Source organism: Microbacterium sp. UCD-TDU (assembly GCF_000340625.1).
Taxonomy (GTDB): Bacteria; Actinomycetota; Actinomycetes; order Actinomycetales; family Microbacteriaceae; genus Microbacterium; species Microbacterium maritypicum.
Genome location: NZ_AOSO01000005.1, coordinates 182,694 through 198,240, shown reverse-complemented (window position 1 = coordinate 198,240; position 15,547 = coordinate 182,694). Strand labels below are relative to the sequence as shown.

Annotated in this window: 17 protein-coding genes; 3 read left to right on the top strand and 14 right to left on the bottom strand. The window is 68.4% G+C overall.

Translation table 11 applies throughout. The features are described 5' to 3' along the window. Positions 1-7: 7 nt before the first annotated feature. From D514_RS20955 to coaA, 6 genes are all read right to left on the bottom strand, one after another. Positions 8-835 carry a response regulator transcription factor gene (locus D514_RS20955; protein ID WP_017828219.1) on the bottom strand — a complete coding sequence of 276 codons (828 nt, stop codon included), beginning with the start codon at positions 833-835 and terminating at the stop codon, positions 8-10. Next, positions 832-1,323 carry a tRNA (adenosine(37)-N6)-threonylcarbamoyltransferase complex ATPase subunit type 1 TsaE gene (gene tsaE, locus D514_RS20950; protein ID WP_031205348.1) on the bottom strand — a complete coding sequence of 164 codons (492 nt, stop codon included), beginning with the start codon at positions 1,321-1,323 and terminating at the stop codon, positions 832-834. Before tsaE ends, D514_RS20955 begins: the two co-directional genes overlap by 4 nt. Continuing rightward, entirely contained in the window at positions 1,320-2,426 is a 1,107-nt protein-coding gene (alr, locus tag D514_RS20945; protein WP_017828217.1) for an alanine racemase, read from the bottom strand. Before alr ends, tsaE begins: the two co-directional genes overlap by 4 nt. Further along, on the bottom strand, positions 2,423-2,782 hold the full coding sequence (locus D514_RS20940; RefSeq protein ID WP_017828216.1) for a holo-ACP synthase: 360 nt from the start codon (positions 2,780-2,782) through the stop codon (positions 2,423-2,425). Before D514_RS20940 ends, alr begins: the two co-directional genes overlap by 4 nt. Positions 2,783-2,875: 93 nt before the next feature. Beyond that, positions 2,876-4,723, bottom strand: coding sequence for a glutamine--fructose-6-phosphate transaminase (isomerizing) (gene glmS, locus D514_RS20935; RefSeq protein ID WP_017828215.1), 1,848 nt, complete (start codon positions 4,721-4,723; stop codon positions 2,876-2,878). Between the two features lie 73 nt (positions 4,724-4,796). Next, a complete protein-coding gene (gene coaA, locus D514_RS20930) occupies positions 4,797-5,750 on the bottom strand; it encodes a type I pantothenate kinase (protein WP_017828214.1) in 954 nt (317 codons plus the stop codon). 28 nt (positions 5,751-5,778) lie between these two features. On the opposite strand from coaA, the gene D514_RS20925 reads away from it, so the two are divergent. Together D514_RS20925 and D514_RS37935 are read left to right on the top strand one after the other, a co-directional pair. Beyond that, complete coding sequence (locus D514_RS20925) at positions 5,779-6,723, top strand: Ppx/GppA phosphatase family protein (RefSeq protein WP_017828213.1); 945 nt, start codon at positions 5,779-5,781, stop codon at positions 6,721-6,723. A 175-nt stretch (positions 6,724-6,898) separates the two neighbouring features. After that, complete coding sequence (locus tag D514_RS37935; protein WP_144052908.1) at positions 6,899-7,828, top strand: helix-turn-helix domain-containing protein; 930 nt, start codon at positions 6,899-6,901, stop codon at positions 7,826-7,828. Between the two features lie 36 nt (positions 7,829-7,864). Here the strand turns inward: D514_RS37935 and glmM are convergent, their stop codons facing one another. The 8 genes from glmM to D514_RS20870 all read right to left on the bottom strand — a co-directional run bounded on the left by glmM (position 7,865) and on the right by D514_RS20870 (position 14,564). After that, the gene (gene glmM, locus D514_RS20905; protein ID WP_017828211.1) at positions 7,865-9,223 is read right to left on the bottom strand and encodes a phosphoglucosamine mutase; all 1,359 of its coding nucleotides are present in this window, start codon (positions 9,221-9,223) and stop codon (positions 7,865-7,867) included. 14 nt (positions 9,224-9,237) lie between these two features. Next, entirely contained in the window at positions 9,238-9,723 is a 486-nt protein-coding gene (gene rpsI, locus D514_RS20900) for a 30S ribosomal protein S9 (RefSeq protein WP_017828210.1), read from the bottom strand. Positions 9,724-9,750: 27 nt separating this feature from the next. Next, entirely contained in the window at positions 9,751-10,197 is a 447-nt protein-coding gene (gene rplM, locus D514_RS20895) for a 50S ribosomal protein L13 (RefSeq protein ID WP_017828209.1), read from the bottom strand. 185 nt (positions 10,198-10,382) lie between these two features. Then, positions 10,383-11,051, bottom strand: a complete 669-nt coding sequence (locus D514_RS20890; protein WP_017828208.1) for an endonuclease/exonuclease/phosphatase family protein — start codon at positions 11,049-11,051, stop codon at positions 10,383-10,385. Positions 11,052-11,195: 144 nt separating this feature from the next. Next, a complete protein-coding gene (gene truA / locus D514_RS20885) occupies positions 11,196-12,044 on the bottom strand; it encodes a tRNA pseudouridine(38-40) synthase TruA (protein WP_017828207.1) in 849 nt (282 codons plus the stop codon). A gap of 43 nt (positions 12,045-12,087) precedes the next feature. Beyond that, positions 12,088-12,555: a ribonuclease E activity regulator RraA gene (rraA, locus tag D514_RS20880; RefSeq protein WP_017828206.1), complete on the bottom strand. Its 468-nt coding sequence runs from the start codon at positions 12,553-12,555 to the stop codon at positions 12,088-12,090. Positions 12,556-12,557: 2 nt separating this feature from the next. Continuing rightward, positions 12,558-14,099 carry an APC family permease gene (locus D514_RS20875; RefSeq protein WP_017828205.1) on the bottom strand — a complete coding sequence of 514 codons (1,542 nt, stop codon included), beginning with the start codon at positions 14,097-14,099 and terminating at the stop codon, positions 12,558-12,560. 99 nt (positions 14,100-14,198) lie between these two features. After that, positions 14,199-14,564, bottom strand: a complete 366-nt coding sequence (locus D514_RS20870) for a helix-turn-helix domain-containing protein (protein ID WP_017828204.1) — start codon at positions 14,562-14,564, stop codon at positions 14,199-14,201. Positions 14,565-14,657: 93 nt separating this feature from the next. Between D514_RS20870 and D514_RS20865 the strand changes: the two genes are divergently transcribed. After that, complete coding sequence (locus tag D514_RS20865) at positions 14,658-15,506, top strand: SDR family oxidoreductase (RefSeq protein WP_017828203.1); 849 nt, start codon at positions 14,658-14,660, stop codon at positions 15,504-15,506. The last annotated feature ends 41 nt before the right edge of the window (positions 15,507-15,547 follow it).

The window sequence follows — 15,547 nt, the reverse complement described above, 5'->3', positions numbered from 1 at the left end:
TCGGTCTTCACGAGCCCTCGTCCGACGTGAGCCGGTAGCCGACACCGCGCACGGTCTCGATGTAGCGCGGCTGCGTCGTGCTGTCGCCGAGCTTTCGTCGCAGGTTCGCGATATGCGTCTCGATCGCCCGCTTGTCCGGCTCGCTCACGTAGTCGTTCGACCCCGGCGGCGCAGCGCGCAGGCCTCGGGCGAGATCGGCCTTGCTGCACACCCGCTTCCCGGCCTCCAGCAGCATCGCGAGCAGATCGAACTCGGTCGGTGTGAGCTCTATGCGTCGCTGGCCGATCAGGACCAGTCGCGTGTCGAGGTCGAGGCTGAGATCGCGGTGCACCCTGCCACGCCATGTCAGGACCGTCGCTCCGTCCAGCGCCTGCTCTGCGCCGGGATCGGACCGGTTGTTGTCCGGGACTCGAGGGGTGGGCACGCGGGCGTCGGCGACGCCGGGGGCCGCAAGCCGCGGACGCCGCAGAAGGGCCTCGATACGGGCGCGGAGTTCGCGCGGGCGGAACGGCTTCACCAGGTACTCGTCCGCTCCCGAGGTGAGCCCGAGGACCACGTCGGACTCTTCGGAGAGCGCGGAGAGCATCATGATGAAGGTGTCGCTGACCCGCCGGATCCGCCGGGCGACCTCGAAGCCGTCGATGCCGGGGAGGTTGATGTCGAGGGTCGTGATCACCGGATGGTGCTGTTCGACGGCAGCGAGTCCCTCGACGCCGGAGCCCGTGAGGATCGTCTCGAAGCCGGCGGCGAGGAACACTTCGTCCAGAAGCGATCGCACGTCGGGATCGTCTTCGATGATCACGGCGACGAGTGCGGGCGTCGACGTGGAGGTCATGCGGTGCTCTCGCGCACGATCGTGACGATCCTCGGCGCGTCGGAATCGAGCTCCGAAGGATCGAGGTCGTCCGAGGACCCCACGGGCCGCTCCACCTCGATGTCCCACCAGGAGTCGGCCAGCTCCTCGGCCATGCCTCTGCCCCACTCGACCACCACGACGGAGCGCTCGAGGTCGAGGTCGAGGTCGAGGTCGTCGAGCTCCGCCGCCGAACCGAGGCGGTAGGCATCGACATGCACCAGTGGCGCTCCCCCGACCAGCGAGGGGTGCGTGCGGGCGATCACGAAAGTGGGGCTCTGCACGGGACCGCGCACCCCCAGACCCTCGGCAAGCCCGCGGGTGAAGGTGGTCTTGCCCGCTCCGAGCGGACCCGTCAGGACGAGCAGGTCGCCGGCTTCCAGCTGTTCGCCGATGCGCAGACCCAGCTGCTCCATCTCCTCGGCAGTCGCGATCTCCCGACGACCGAGGAACGCGGGGTCCACGCTCACGAGGCCCGCCGGGGCACGCGGGGACCGATGCGGGTGACGATCTCGTAGTTGATGGTGTCGGCGGCATCGGCCCAGTCCGCCGCTGACGGCACGCCGAGGGTGGGGTCGCCGAACAAGACGACCTCGTCGCCGATCGAGACCGGGGTGTCTCCGACGTCGACGACGAACTGATCCATCGCGATGCGTCCGACGTTCACGAACCGGCGTCCGCCAATGGAGACCGGGAGCTTCCCCGACGCGTTGCGCGGCACCCCGTCGGCGTATCCGAGAGGCACGAGGACCAGCGTCGTGTCGCGATCCGTTCGATGGTCGTAGCCGTAGGAGACGCCCGTCCCGGCCGGCACTCTGCGCACGGCGGCGATCGCCCCCCGCAGCGTCATCGCCGGACGCAGGCCGAGCTCGGCGGAGCTGCGATCGTCGAACGGCGACAGGCCGAAGAGCCCCACGCCGATGCGCACCGCGTCCAGGCGCATCTCCGGCAGATCGATGGCAGCGGCGGTCGCGGCGATGTGCCGGATCTCGGGGTGGACGCCGAAGGACGCTGCGGCGGCGACCCCCTCTTCGAACTTCGCGAGCGCTGCTCTGTCGTCTTCCGCCGAGGTGTTGGAGAGGTGACTGAACAGTCCGACGATGCGCAGGCGTCCGATGCGTTCGAGGCGCGCGGCCTCGGCGAGCACACGCCCCCAGTCCGCCGGGGCGATGCCGTTGCGCGACAGACCGGTCTCGAACTTCAGGTGCACCCCGACCGGGCGGTCGACCGCAGCAGCGGTCGCGGCCGCCTCGAGCTGATCGAACGACGAGATCCCGACTTCGATGTCCTGGGCCGCCGCCTGCTCGAACCGCTCTCCCGGAGCGTGCAGCCACGCCATGATCGGTGCATGCACACCCTGCCGGCGCAGCTCGAGCGCCTCGGGGATCTCGGCGACGCCGATGCGGGTGGCACCGGCCGAGAGCGCCGCGACCGCAGCCATCGCCGCGCCGTGCCCGTAGGCATCGGCCTTCACGACGGCGATCACCTCGACACCGGTCAGGCGTCGGAAGTGCCGCACATTGTCGGCGATCGCGTCGAGGTCGATGCTCGCTTCACGGAAGGGGGCGGTCACAGCGGTGCTCCTTCGGCGACGACGAACGCCGCGGCGAGACCGGCGTCGTGGGTGAGGGTGAGATGCAGCGTGAGGATGCCCCGTTCTTCGACGACCGCGGCCGTCGACCCGGAGAGTACGAAGTGCGGGCGCCCCGAGGGCTCGGAGGCGATCTCGATCTCGGTCCAGTGCACGCCGTCCGAACCGCCGAGCGCCTTGATCAGCGCCTCCTTGGCGGCGTAGCGCGCGGCGAGGGAGGGAAGACGGAGAGTGCGCTCGGAAGGAGCGAAGAGACGCTCACGCAGCCTCGGAGTCCGCTCCATCGTGCGCTCGAACCGCGGGATGTCCACGAGGTCGATGCCGGTGCCGATGATCACCCGTTCAGCCTACCGAGCGTGCGTTCCGTTGAAATCGCCCAAATGGCTCCGTTCCCGTGGAAACGAAGCCATTCAGGTGATTCGAGAAAAGCCTTACTCGACGGTGACGGACTTGGCGAGGTTGCGCGGCTGGTCGACGTCGAGGCCCTTGGCCGTGGCCAGTGCCATCGCGAAGATCTGCAGCGGCACGACGGCGAGCAGCGGCTCGAACATCGCCCCGGCGAGCGGGATGTGGATGACCTCGTCGGCGAACGGCAGCACCGCGGCGTCGCCCTCCTCGGCGATCACGATCACCCGGGCACCGCGCGCGCGGATCTCCTGGATGTTCGAGACGACCTTGGAGTGCACGAGTGCCGAGTGACGCGGGGAGGGGACCAGCACGAACACCGGCTGCCCCGGCTCGATGAGCGCGATCGGACCGTGCTTGAGCTCACCGGCGGCGAAGCCCTCGGCGTGGATGTAGGAGATCTCCTTGAGCTTGAGCGCACCCTCGAGCGCGATCGGGTAGCCGACGTGGCGCCCCAGGAACAGCACCGAACGCGTGTCCGCCATCCATCCGGCGAGCTGGGTGACGTGCTCCTGCTCGCTCTCGAGCACCTTGGCGATCTTCTCCGGAAGCGCCGCGAGCTCTGCGACGTCGACCGAGGCGTCGGCGATCGCGCCGCGCACCCGCCCCATGTGCAGGCCCAGCAGCAGGAGCGCGGTGATCTGCGCGGAGAACGCCTTGGTCGAGGCCACGGCGACCTCGGGTCCGGCGTGGGTGTAGACGACGGCATCCGACTCGCGCGGGATCGTGGCGCCCTGCGTGTTGCAGACCGACAGCGTGCGGGCGCCCCGCTCGCGGGCGTACTTGACCGCCATGAGCGTGTCCATGGTCTCGCCCGACTGGCTGATCGAGACGACGAGCGTGTCGGCGCCGATCACCGGGTCGCGGTAGCGGAACTCGTGCGCCAGCTCGACGTCGACGGCGACGCGTGCCCACTGCTCGATCGCGTACTTGCCGACCAGCGCCGCGTACGACGCGGTGCCGCAGGCGGTGATGATGACCCGGTTGATGCCCACGAAGAGCTCGTCCAGTCCGTCGAGCTCGGGGATGACGACCTGGCCGTCGTGGATGCGTCCGCGGATCGTGTTGGCGACGGCCTCGGGCTGCTCGGCGACCTCCTTGGCCATGAAGCTCGACCATCCGCCCTTCTCGGCGGCGGCGGCATCCCAGGACACGTCGAACGGCTCGGGCTCGACGGGCGTGCCGGCGAAGTCCATGACGGTGACGGACTCCGGCGTGATCGAGACGATCTGGTCCTGGCCGATCGCGAGCGCCTTGCGCGTGTGCTCGATGAACGCGGCGACGTCGGATCCGAGGAAGTTCTCCCCTTCGCCGAGGCCGATCACGAGCGGGGAGTTGCGACGGGCGCCGACCACGAGGCCGGGGTGGTCCTGATGCATCGCCAGCAGGGTGAACGCACCCTCGAGGCGGTTCACGATGCTGCGGAAGGCCAGCTGCAGGTCGCCGCCGTTGCCGGCGTACTCACGTCCGAGCAGGGCAGCGGCGACCTCGGTGTCGGTCTCGCTGCGGAACACCACGCCGTCGGCGAGGAGCTCGTCGCGCAGCGCGGAGAAGTTCTCGATGATGCCGTTGTGGATGACGGCGAGCTTGTCGTCGTCTGCCAGGTGCGGGTGCGCGTTGCCGTCGGTCGGTCCGCCGTGCGTCGCCCAGCGGGTGTGTCCGATCCCGGTCGACCCGTCGGGCAGAGGCGCGTCGGCGAGCGAGTCGCGCAGCACAGCGAGCTTGCCCGCCTTCTTGCGCATGCCGAGCGCGCCGTCTCCGTCGATGACGGCGACACCCGCGGAGTCGTATCCGCGGTACTCGAGGCGGGCGAGGCCTGCGAGAAGGATGTCCTGGCTGGGGCGCGGGCCCACGTATCCGACGATTCCACACATGGGATCAAGAGTAAGACGGTTTTTTTGCGAGTCGTCCGTACATTCTTCGGACGGCGATGGTCCGGCTGCGGCGTCAGAGTTTGCGCAGCAGCACCGTCTCGACATCGTGGTCGGCGCCCTTGCGCAGCACGAGCCGCGCACGGTGCCGCGTGGGCATCACGTTCTCGACGAGGTTGGGCATGTTGATCTCGTTCCAGTAGCCGAGGGCCGTGGTGATCGCCTCCTCGTCGGTGAGGTGCGCGAACACGTTGAAGTACGAGGACGGGTTGCTGAAAGCGGCCTGGCGAAGCGCGAGGAAGCGGTCGACGTACCACTTCTCGATGTGAGAGGTGTCGGCGTCGACGAAGATCGAGAAGTCGAACAGGTCGCTCACGGCGACATCGTTCGGAGCGGGCGGCGGCTGCAGCACGTTCAGTCCCTCGACGATCACGACGTCGGGCCGGCGCACGACGACGTTCGCATCCGGCACGATGTCGTAGCGCATGTGGGAGTAGAACGGGGCGCGCACCTCGGTGGCGCCGCTCTTGACCTCGGTGAGGAACTCGATCAGCGCCCGACGGTCGTACGACTCGGGGAACCCTTTGCGATCCATGATGCCGCGGCGCTCGAGCTCGGCGTTCGGGTACAGGAATCCGTCGGTGGTGACCAGCTCCACCCGAGGCGTTCCCGGCCAGCGGCTCATGAGCTCGCGCAGCAGACGGGCGATGGTGGACTTGCCCACAGCCACGGAACCGGCGACGCCCACGACGAACGGCGTCGTGGTGTCATCTTCCTGGAGGAACGACGAGGTGGCGGCGCCCAGTCGCTTCGTCGCGGTCGCGTACAGGCTGAGCAGACGGCTCAGCGGCAGGTACACCTCGCGCACCTCGGTGAGGGAGAGGCGGTCCCCGATGCCGCGGAGCTCGACAACCTCGGTCTCGGTGAGCGGCTGGTCGAGCCCGGCCGCCAGGCGCGCCCACTCCGCGCGTCCGATCTCCCGATAGGGCGACAGTGGCAGCGTGGGGTCGGCGGTGGTCACGGAGTACATCGTATCGGGGGGCGAGTAGTCTCTTTCCGTGCGCCTGGGAGTCCTCGACATCGGATCCAACACCGTCCACATGCTGGCGGCCGACGTCCGCCCCGGCGGACGGCCGCTCGCGACGACGAGCGACAGGACGGTGCTGCGCCTCATGCGCTACCTCACGCCCGACGGCTCCATCTCGGAAGAAGGCGTCGTCGCCCTCGTGTCCGCGGTCGCGCAGGCGCGGCGTGTGGCGGAGAGCGAGCGCGTCGACGCGCTGCTGGCCACGGCGACGAGCGCCGTCCGCGATGCGCGCAACGGGGCCGAGGTCATCGCCCGCATCGAAGCGGCTCTCGGCCAGCCCCTGCAGGTGCTCGATGGGGAGACCGAGGCCGAGCTGACATTCCTGGCGGTACGACGCTGGTTCGGCTGGTCGGCCGGACAGATCCTGCTCCTCGACATCGGCGGCGGTTCACTCGAGATCGCCGCAGGCGCGGAGGAGATGCCCGACGCCGCGGCATCCGTCCCCCTCGGCGCCGGGCGCATGACGGTGCAGTTCCTGCCGAACGATCCCCCGGGCGAGAGCGATGTGGAACGACTGCGGGCCCACGCGGCGACGACCCTGGCCGATGTCCTCCCGCGGTTCGTCGCGCTCCCCCGGCCTGATCACGTGGTGGGATCATCGAAGGCCATCCGCTCTCTGGCCCGACTGGTGGGCTACCCGGCACCGGGGTGGTCGGGAAGCGAGCGGATGCTGCTCCCGCGCGCATCGCTCGGATCGTGGATCCCACGCCTTGCACGCCTTCCCGCCTCCGCGCGTCAGGAGCTGCCCGGCATCACTCCGGATCGCACGTTCCAGATCGTCGCCGCCGCCGTGTCGCTGCACGCCGCGATGACCGCCTTGGACGTGGACGAGCTCGAGGTGTCGCCGTGGGCGCTGCGTGAAGGCGTGCTGCTGCGGTACATCGAGCAGCTGGGCTGGAACGAATCCCGACGCTGAGCGACCGGGCGCACGGAGGGACGGCCTCTGTTGCCGCCTCCGTCGCCGCGGGTATCCTCTGACCAAGCGAGCACCTCCCCCGGCCGGTCGAAACGGGGCGCGGGAGGCACGAGCCCGGCGAGCACCGGCCCAGTGTCGGGGACGCCCCATGGTCATCGGCGTCGGGGGAGGCCGCGTGAGTCCGGGAGATGTGAGGGAGATCGGCTCCGGAGAGCTGCTCTCACACGGCGTGCACGTCGTCGACGATCGCACGAGGATCACGGCGACGCAGCGAACGCCCGGCCCCGTAATCCTGCTGTCGATGCAGGGGGCAGCCAGTGAACTGTCCATCGACACCGTCACCGCACGCCCCGACCACGCCGTTTTCGCCTTCGTCGATGCCGCCAGACTCGTGACGAAAGAGCCGAACGGCCCGTGGATGCCCGTCGAGGGCGGACTCGTTGTCGCGCCGCCGGGGATCGCCCAGCACGTGCGGTGCGCAGGCTCCTGGAGCATCACCGCCGCGTATGTCCCCCGGGCCACGCTCGGAGCATTCGTCGCGGCCCTGCCCGCCTCCGCTCAGGTCCTCGAGGAGCGACGCCCCCTGGACCGCGCGATGCAGGCCTTCGTCGAACAGGTCCTGGCCGTCGAGGACACGGCAACCGCGACCGAACGGTACGCGATCGAGCGCCTGATCGTGGAGATGAGCGGGGCCATCCTGCTCGACCGCACCGACGGGGCATCCGGGCACCGTTCCCCCCACGCCGCTCTGCGCGACAAGGCGGTCGCCGTCATCGCGCAGCAGTGCAGCGACCCCGCGCTGAACCCCGCACGGGTCGCCCGGGAAGTGCGATCGTCGTTGCGCCAGCTGCAGCTGGTCTTCGCGGAGGCGGAGAACAGCGTGGCCGGCGAGATCAGGCACCAGCGGGCGCGTCTGGCCAAGTCGCTCCTGCTCGACAGCCGGTTCGACTCGCTGAGCATCGAGCAGATCTCGCAGCGCGCCGGCTTCCCGTCCCCCATCAGCCTGCGTCGCGCACTCGAGGAGGAGTACGGCGCCACTCCCCGCGCGCTCCGCGCGCACCGCGAGGCCGCGCAACGCCCCCAGAACGAGACGGCCGACCGCTGATCACAGCGGTCGGCCGTCACTGAATCTGCGCGGGCGTCAGAGCGACAGGCGCTCCTGCACCACCGCCGCGAGTCGTCCGGCATAGGCATGCACCGACTCTGCGTCGGCCGCCTCCACCATGACACGCACCAGCGGCTCGGTGCCGGACTTGCGCAGCAGCACGCGTCCGGAATCACCCAGCTCGATCTCGACGTCGCGCACGGCCTGCTGCACGACCTCGTCGTCTGCGACGCGGTCCTTGTCGACATCGCGCACGTTGATGAGAACCTGCGGATAGACGGTCATCACCGATGCGAGCTCGGCGATCGACTTCTTCTGCCGCGCCATCTCGGCCACCAGATGCAGGCCTGTGAGGATTCCGTCACCCGTGGTGGCGTACTCGCTCATGATGACGTGACCGGACTGCTCGCCGCCGAGCGCGTAGCCGCCCTCGTTCATGTCTTCGAGCACGTAGCGGTCTCCGACAGCGGTCTGTCGGACGGTGATCCCGTGCTCGCGCATCGCGACGTGCAGACCGAGGTTGCTCATCACCGTCGCGACGAGGGTGTCGTCGGTGAGGTGACCGCGCTCCTTCATGGACACCGCGAGGATGGCCATGATCTGGTCGCCGTCGATGTGGTTTCCCTCGGCATCCACCGCCAGGCAGCGGTCGGCGTCGCCGTCGTGGGCGATGCCGATGTCGGCGCCCAGACGCACGACGGCCTCGGCGAGGTTGTCGAGGTGGGTCGAGCCGACACCGTCGTTGATGTTCCAGCCGTCGGGGTCGGCCCCGATGACGGTCACCTCGGCGCCGGCGTCGCGGAACGTCTCCGGCGAGACGCCGGATGCCGCGCCATGGGCGCAGTCGAGCACCACATGGATGCCGTCCAGGCGGTTCGGGAGCGATCCGAGGAGATGCATGACGTAGCGGTCCTCGGCGTCGGAGAACCGATCGATGCGACCGACTCCGGCGCCCGTGGGGCGCAGCTTGTCGCCGGCCATGGCCTCTTCGATGCGCTGCTCGACCACGTCGGGAAGTTTGCGGCCTCCGCGGGCGAAGATCTTGATCCCGTTGTCGGGCGCAGCATTGTGCGACGCCGAGATCATCACGCCGAAGTCGGCGTCACGGTCGGCGACGAGGAATGCGAGCGCGGGCGTCGGAATGACTCCCGCCTCGAGCACGTCCACTCCGGAGGAGGCGAGACCTGCGGCGACGGCCGCGGCGATGAAGTGTCCGGAGACCCGGGGGTCTCGGGCGACCACTGCGGTGAGTCGCTTGCCTTCGGCCTTGCGAGCCTCCGCAGTACGGCCCTGGCCCAGGACGACAGCAGTCGCCTGGGCCAGGGTGAGCGCCAGGTCGGCGGTGAGGATGCCATTGGCGAGTCCTCGCACACCGTCCGTGCCAAAGATCGGCATCGGAGCAGTTGACCTTAACGCTTCGAGTACTGAGGCGCCTTACGGGCCTTCTTGAGTCCAGCCTTCTTGCGCTCCTTGACGCGAGCGTCGCGCGAGAGGAAGCCGGCCTTCTTCAGGGTCGGGCGGTTGTTCTCCTCGTCGATGCCGTTCAGCGAACGGGCGATGCCGAGGCGAAGCGCACCGGCCTGGCCCGAGGGGCCGCCGCCGGAGATGCGCGCGATGACGTCGTATGCACCGGCGAGGTTCAGCACGGTGAACGGGTCGTTGATCAGCTGCTGGTGCAGCTTGTTCGGGAAGTAGTCCTCGATCGTGCGGCCGTTGACCGTGATCGTTCCCGAGCCGGGGACGATGCGCACGCGGGCGATGGCCTGCTTGCGACGGCCGACAGCGGCACCCGGGACGCTGAGGACGGGGCGGGGAGCCGCCTCGACCACGTCGGTCTCGGGAGTCGACGTCGAGAAGTTCTGGGGGGTTTCGGTGGTGTCCTGGATGTCAGCCACGAGTATGTCCTTTAAGTCTTACGGCGCTTACTGGGCGACCTGGTCGAGGGTGTACGGCGTCGGCTGCTGCGCGGCGTGCGGGTGCTCGGCACCGACGTACACCTTGAGCTTGGACAGCTGCTGGCGGCCGATGCTGTTCTTGGGGAGCATGCCACGGATGGCCTTCTCGACAGCGCGGACCGGGTTCTTCTCGAGGAGCTCGGCGTAGGTGACCGACTTCAGGCCGCCCGGGTAACCGGAGTGGCGGTAGGCCATCTTCTTCTGGAGCTTCTGACCGGTGAGCGCGACCTTCTCCGCGTTCACGATGATGACGAAGTCACCCGAGTCGATGTGGTTGGCGAAGGTCGGCTTGTGCTTGCCACGCAGGAGCGTAGCGGCGTGCGAAGCCAGACGGCCGAGAACGACGTCGGTGGCGTCGATGACGACCCAATCGCGCTGGACTTCGCCAGCCTTGGGGGTGTAAGTGCGCGTCACGATAGTGCTGCTTTCTTGTGTCGAACGGAGAAGTTCGTGAATCCCACTCCGGGGTGGTTCTTCCCGACAGGGAGGAACACGCCAGTGGAGGGCTCACGTTCGGACGATGCCCCTTCTCCGCGAGCGGGGAAAGGCACCAAAGAGAAATCATACGCCACGCCGCGCCGTATGCCCAAACCACGGGCTCAGTCGGGCTTGACCGTCACGAGGATCGGCCGGTGATCGCTCGCCCCCTGCGGCAGCGTGGTGATGCGCTCGATCTCGAACCCGGTGGAGGTGGCGAAGTCGTAGTGCCCGCGGAAGACGCGGTAGCGCGTGTAGGTGTGGTCGTCGCTGAGCGAGAGCGCGTATCCGTGATCGCGCACGGCCTGGCCGAGGTTCTCCTTGAAGATCGGGTAGTTGTAGTCCCCCACCATCAGCTGGGGCAGACCTTCGCCGAGTGCCGCGAGCTCGGTGAGCGCGGCACGGATCTGGTGGCGTCGCAGGGAGTTCAACGCGGTCAGCGGGGCCGCATGGAACGAGGCGACGATGAAATCCTGGCGGTCGTCGATGTCGCTCAGTCGCGCGCCGAGCACGCGCTCGTGCGCCGGTTTCGCGATGCGGTCGTGCAGCGACTTCTTGAGGCCGAGCATGCGGATCGCCTGCAGGCGGAACGTGCTCGCACGATAGAAGAGCGCGAGTCCGAGGCGGTTGCCCTGGGTGGCGTCCGCGAGCACGAGATCGCCGATCTGCGCCGGCAGCTCAGGCACATCGCACTCCTGCAGGCAGAGGATGTCGGGATCGTGCTCGCCCACCAGCGCCGCGAGTTCGCCGGCGGCCCGGTGCTTCTGGAGGTTGTACGAGATGACCTTCATGACCGTTCCACGCTACTCGCCCCTGCTGTGCCCCGGCTCCGGATCGTCGTCGTATCCCCAGCGGATTCCGAGAATGCCCGCACCGAGAGCGCGCGAACGTCACGATGCCGGCGACGACGCCGGTCACCGGTCGGCGCCGTCATCTCAGCCGCTCGCTCGATCGCGACGGGCTCGGGTCTGAGTGGCGCGGGACGAGAGCAGCTCGTCTGCGGGGTAGCCGACCTCGGTGAGGATCAGGCCGCGAGCAGCGAGCACCTTGAACTCGCTGGTCCGGGTGAGCGCATCGCGCAGCACCACGAGGTCGTCGACGCCGAGGCGCCCCTCGCCCACGGCCACGCAGGCGCCCACGAGCGCGCGCACCATGCTGTGGCAGAACGCATCGGCCTTGACCTCGGCGACGAGCACGCCGTCGGCATCGCGCTCCCAGCGGTAGTCGAGCAGGGTGCGGATCGTCGTCGCCTCCTCACGCGGCTTGCAGTACGCCGCGAAATCGTGCAGTCCGATCAGGGTCCTCGCCGCGGCATCCATGGCGCGTTCGTCGAGGCGACCGCGGACGACGGTCGTGTCGTGGCGGCGCAGCGGATCGTAGCCCGCCTGACCATCGGCGAGACGGTAACGGTAGCGTCGCCAGACGGCGGAGAACCGGGCGTCGAACCCCTCAGGAGCGATCGACGTGCGGGTCACGGTGACATCGGAGTAGGCGCCGAGCACCCCCCGCATGCGCCCGGCGATGGTCTCGGCTGGCTCCAGCGGTGCGCGCCCCTGCCTCGCTTCGATGCGCGACCACTGCTTCTCGTCGAGGTCGACGTGCGCGACCTGCCCGCTCGCATGCACTCCGGCGTCGGTGCGGCCTGCCACCACGAACTGCACGTCGGAGCCGACGATGCGCGCGAGCGCGGCTTCCAGCGTCCCCTGGACCGTGCGGAGAGTCGGCTGCTTCGCCCACCCGCGGAAGTGGGTGCCGTCGTAGGCGATGTCGAGCCGAATGCGCACGCAGCAAGCCTAGGACAAGCGCCCCGGTAGCACCGGGCGACCCTCAGCGCTCGACCAGGATGCCGTCCTCATCGCTGTAGAGATGCACCCCGGGCCGGAAGACCACTCCAGCGATCACGAGCGTGACGTCGACCTCGCCCGCACCGAGCTTCGCGCTCTTGCGCGGATTCGTGCCCAGCGCCTTGACACCGAGGTCGAGTGCATCGATCGCGACGCGGTCGCGGATCGCCCCGTTGATCACGACGCCCGCCCATCCGTTCGCCACCGCCGACGCCGCGATCAGGTCACCCATGAGCGCCGTCTCGAGCGAGCCGGCACCGTCGACGACGAGCACGGCGCCCGCACCGGGTGTCGCCAGCACGGACTTCACGAGCGCGTTGTCCTCGAAGCAGCGGACCGTGCGGATCGGACCGTCGAATGCCGACCTGCGGCCGAACGAGCGCAGCTGCAGCGAAAGCGACTGGATCCCCTCTTCGAGCTCGTCGTAGAGATCCGCCGTCGCGACCGGCATCCTCAGATGCCTCCGTCGATGGAACGGATCGTCACGGCGGGCTCGTCCGGCACCATCACCTGGGTCTCCCGGTTCAGGCTCTCACCGCGGAAGAACCGCTTCGATCGCGGGAACAGGTACCAGAGGAACATCAGCACCAGACCGAAGGCCAGCGAGCCGACGCCGATCACGAACGTGCCGCCGATGCCGAACAGGACCGTGTAGCCGTAGTCGACGTCCCACATGTCGATCGCCGACTGGATGAACGCCCAGGCCAGCATGAGCCCGCCCAGCAGCGGGAACAGGCCCTTGAAGAAGAGCTCGCGGGCGGAGGAGGTCAGGGCCTTGCGGAAGTACCAGACGCAGGCGAACCCGGTGATGGCGTAGTAGAACGCGATCGCGAGTCCCAGCGAGAGGATCGAGTCCTGCAGGATGTTGTCGCTGATCAGCGTCATGCCGACGTAGTAGAGCGATGCGACCACGCCCATCACGATGGTCGAGAACGACGGGGTCTTGTAGGTCGGGTGCACTTCCTTGAACCGGGCGGGCAGAGCGCGGTACACACCCATCGCGAGCGTGCCGCGAGCGGTGGGGAGGATCGTGGTCTGGGTCGACGAGATCGCCGAGATGATCACCGAGACCACCAGCACCCAGCCGAACGGTCCCAGCAGCCCGTCCTTGATCGCCAGGAAGAAGTCGTCGGCGTTCGCCTCGTTGCCCAGGCCCGTGCCGTCTTCTCCGAGACCGGCGTACATCATGGCCGCGATGGTCACGGCGACGTAGGTGAACAGCAGGATCACGGTCGTCAGCAGCGCTGCGCGGCCCGGGATGCGCTTCGGGTCCTTCGTCTCCTCGTTCAGGGCGAGGCAGGTGTCCCACCCCCAGTAGATGAAGAGTGCGAGCAGGATGGCCTCGGTGAACCCCGACCAGTCGGTGAACGCGAACGGGTTCATCCACTCCCAGTCGAACGGGGTCGGATTGGGTGCGGTGCCGGCGAAGAACTGCCACAGCGCGGTGACGACGAAGATCGCGAGCGCGAGGTACTGGATGCCGAGCAGGATGTTCTGGATGCGCTCGCCGATCTCGACCCCGCGCCAGCTGACCCAGGTCATCGCCGCGATGAAGAGCACGGCCACCGCGACGACCCGCCAGTCGTTGTTCTCCAGGTCCTGCCCGATCAGGGACCAGAAGTAGACCGAGGCGATCTGGGCCAGGTTGGCGAGCACGACCATGCCGGCCACAGCCACACCCCAGCCGCCCATCCACCCGACCCACGGGCCGAAGGCCTTGGTCCCCCACGTGAAGGTCGTCCCGCAGTCGGGGACCGCATTGTTGAGCTCGCGATAGGCGAATGCGATCAGGAGCATCGGGACGAAGGCGATGATGAAGGCGATCGGCGCCTGGGCACCCACGGCGAGCACCACGAAGCCGAGCGTCGCGACGAGCGAGTAGACAGGCGCCGTCGAGGCGAGCCCGATGACGGTCGAGCCCCAGAGCCCCAGTGTTCCCGCAGCCAGACCTTTGCCGTCGGGTCGTTCCAGATGAATCGGCGTCGTTGCTGCCATGTCAGAACAGTAGAGCCACTGCGGTTATCGCGTCAACGGGTTTCTTCGACCATCTGAATCCGAAGCGCAGAATGGACCTTCACGACGGAATCCGTGGAATCAGGGCCTTTCGAGCATGCCGTCAGCATGGTCGGCGACCCACTCCATCAACGGCAGCATCCTCTCCATCAGGTCACGCCCGAGCGGGGTCAGGCTGTACTCCACGTGCGGCGGCACGGTCGGGAGGGATTCCCGGTGCACCAATCCATCGTCGGCGAGCGTACGCAGGGTGGAGGCGAGCATCTTCTCGCTGATGCCGTCGACTTCCCGTCGCAGCGCGCCCCAGCGGTGGGTGCCGTCGGAGAGGCAGGAGAGCACGAGAACGCCCCACTTGCTCATGATGTGATCGAGGATGACGCGCGTGCCGCAGTTCTGATCGAAGACGAACGGAGTGGATTCCTTTATCTGCGCGAAACTAACCGACATGTGGGTACCTTACTTCAAAGTGGGTACCCGCTGGTTGGAATGCGGGATACCCGCTCTCGGGTTGTCGAGGATGTCACTTACGAAAGGACCCTCATGACCATCCTCGTCACCGGTGCGACCGGCAACCTCGGCCGCCTCATCATCGCCGGCCTCCTCGAGCGCGGCGCCGACCCGCAGTCGATCGTCGCCGGAGCTCGCAACACGGAAAAGGCCGCCGATCTGGGCGTGCGTGTCGTGCACCTCGACTACTCCGACCCCACCTCGGTCGCGACCGCCGTCGAAGGCATCGACACCGTCGTGCTGGTCTCCGGCTCCGAGGTCGGTCAGCGCGTTGCCCAGCACCGAGCGGTCATCGATGCGGCGAAGGCCGCCGGCGTCTCCAAGCTCGTCTACACGAGTGTGCCGAAAGCCACCACGAGCGACCTGGTCCTGGCGCCGGAGCACAAGGCCACGGAAGAGCTCATCGCCGCTGCAGGCGTGCCCGCGGTGATCCTCCGCAACAACTGGTACACCGAGAACTACATCGCCGACCTCACCCGCTCTGCCGAGACGGGTGTGCTCGCCGCCGGCGCCGGGGACGGACGTGTCGCCTCGGCGAGCCGCAGGGACTTCGCCGACGCTGCGGCCGCAGTGGCGCTCGAAGACGGGCACATCGGCAAGGTGTACGAGCTGGCGGGCGACGTCGCCTGGACGTACTCCGACCTCGCTGCGACCTTCTCCGAACTGACCGGACGCGAGGTCTCGTATGTGCGTCTCGGCTTCGACGACCAGGTCGCGGCGCTGCGTGAGGCCGGCTTCGACGAGGGCACGGCCGGATTCGTCGCCGCGCTCGACGCCGGCATCAAGGACGGGGCACTCGCCGACACCGACGGCACGCTCTCGCGTCTGATCGGTCGCCCGACGACCCCGCTCATCGAAGGACTGCGCGCCGCCTCCGCCTGATCGCTTCCGCAAGACCGAGTGCCGCCGTCCCCCCGGACGGC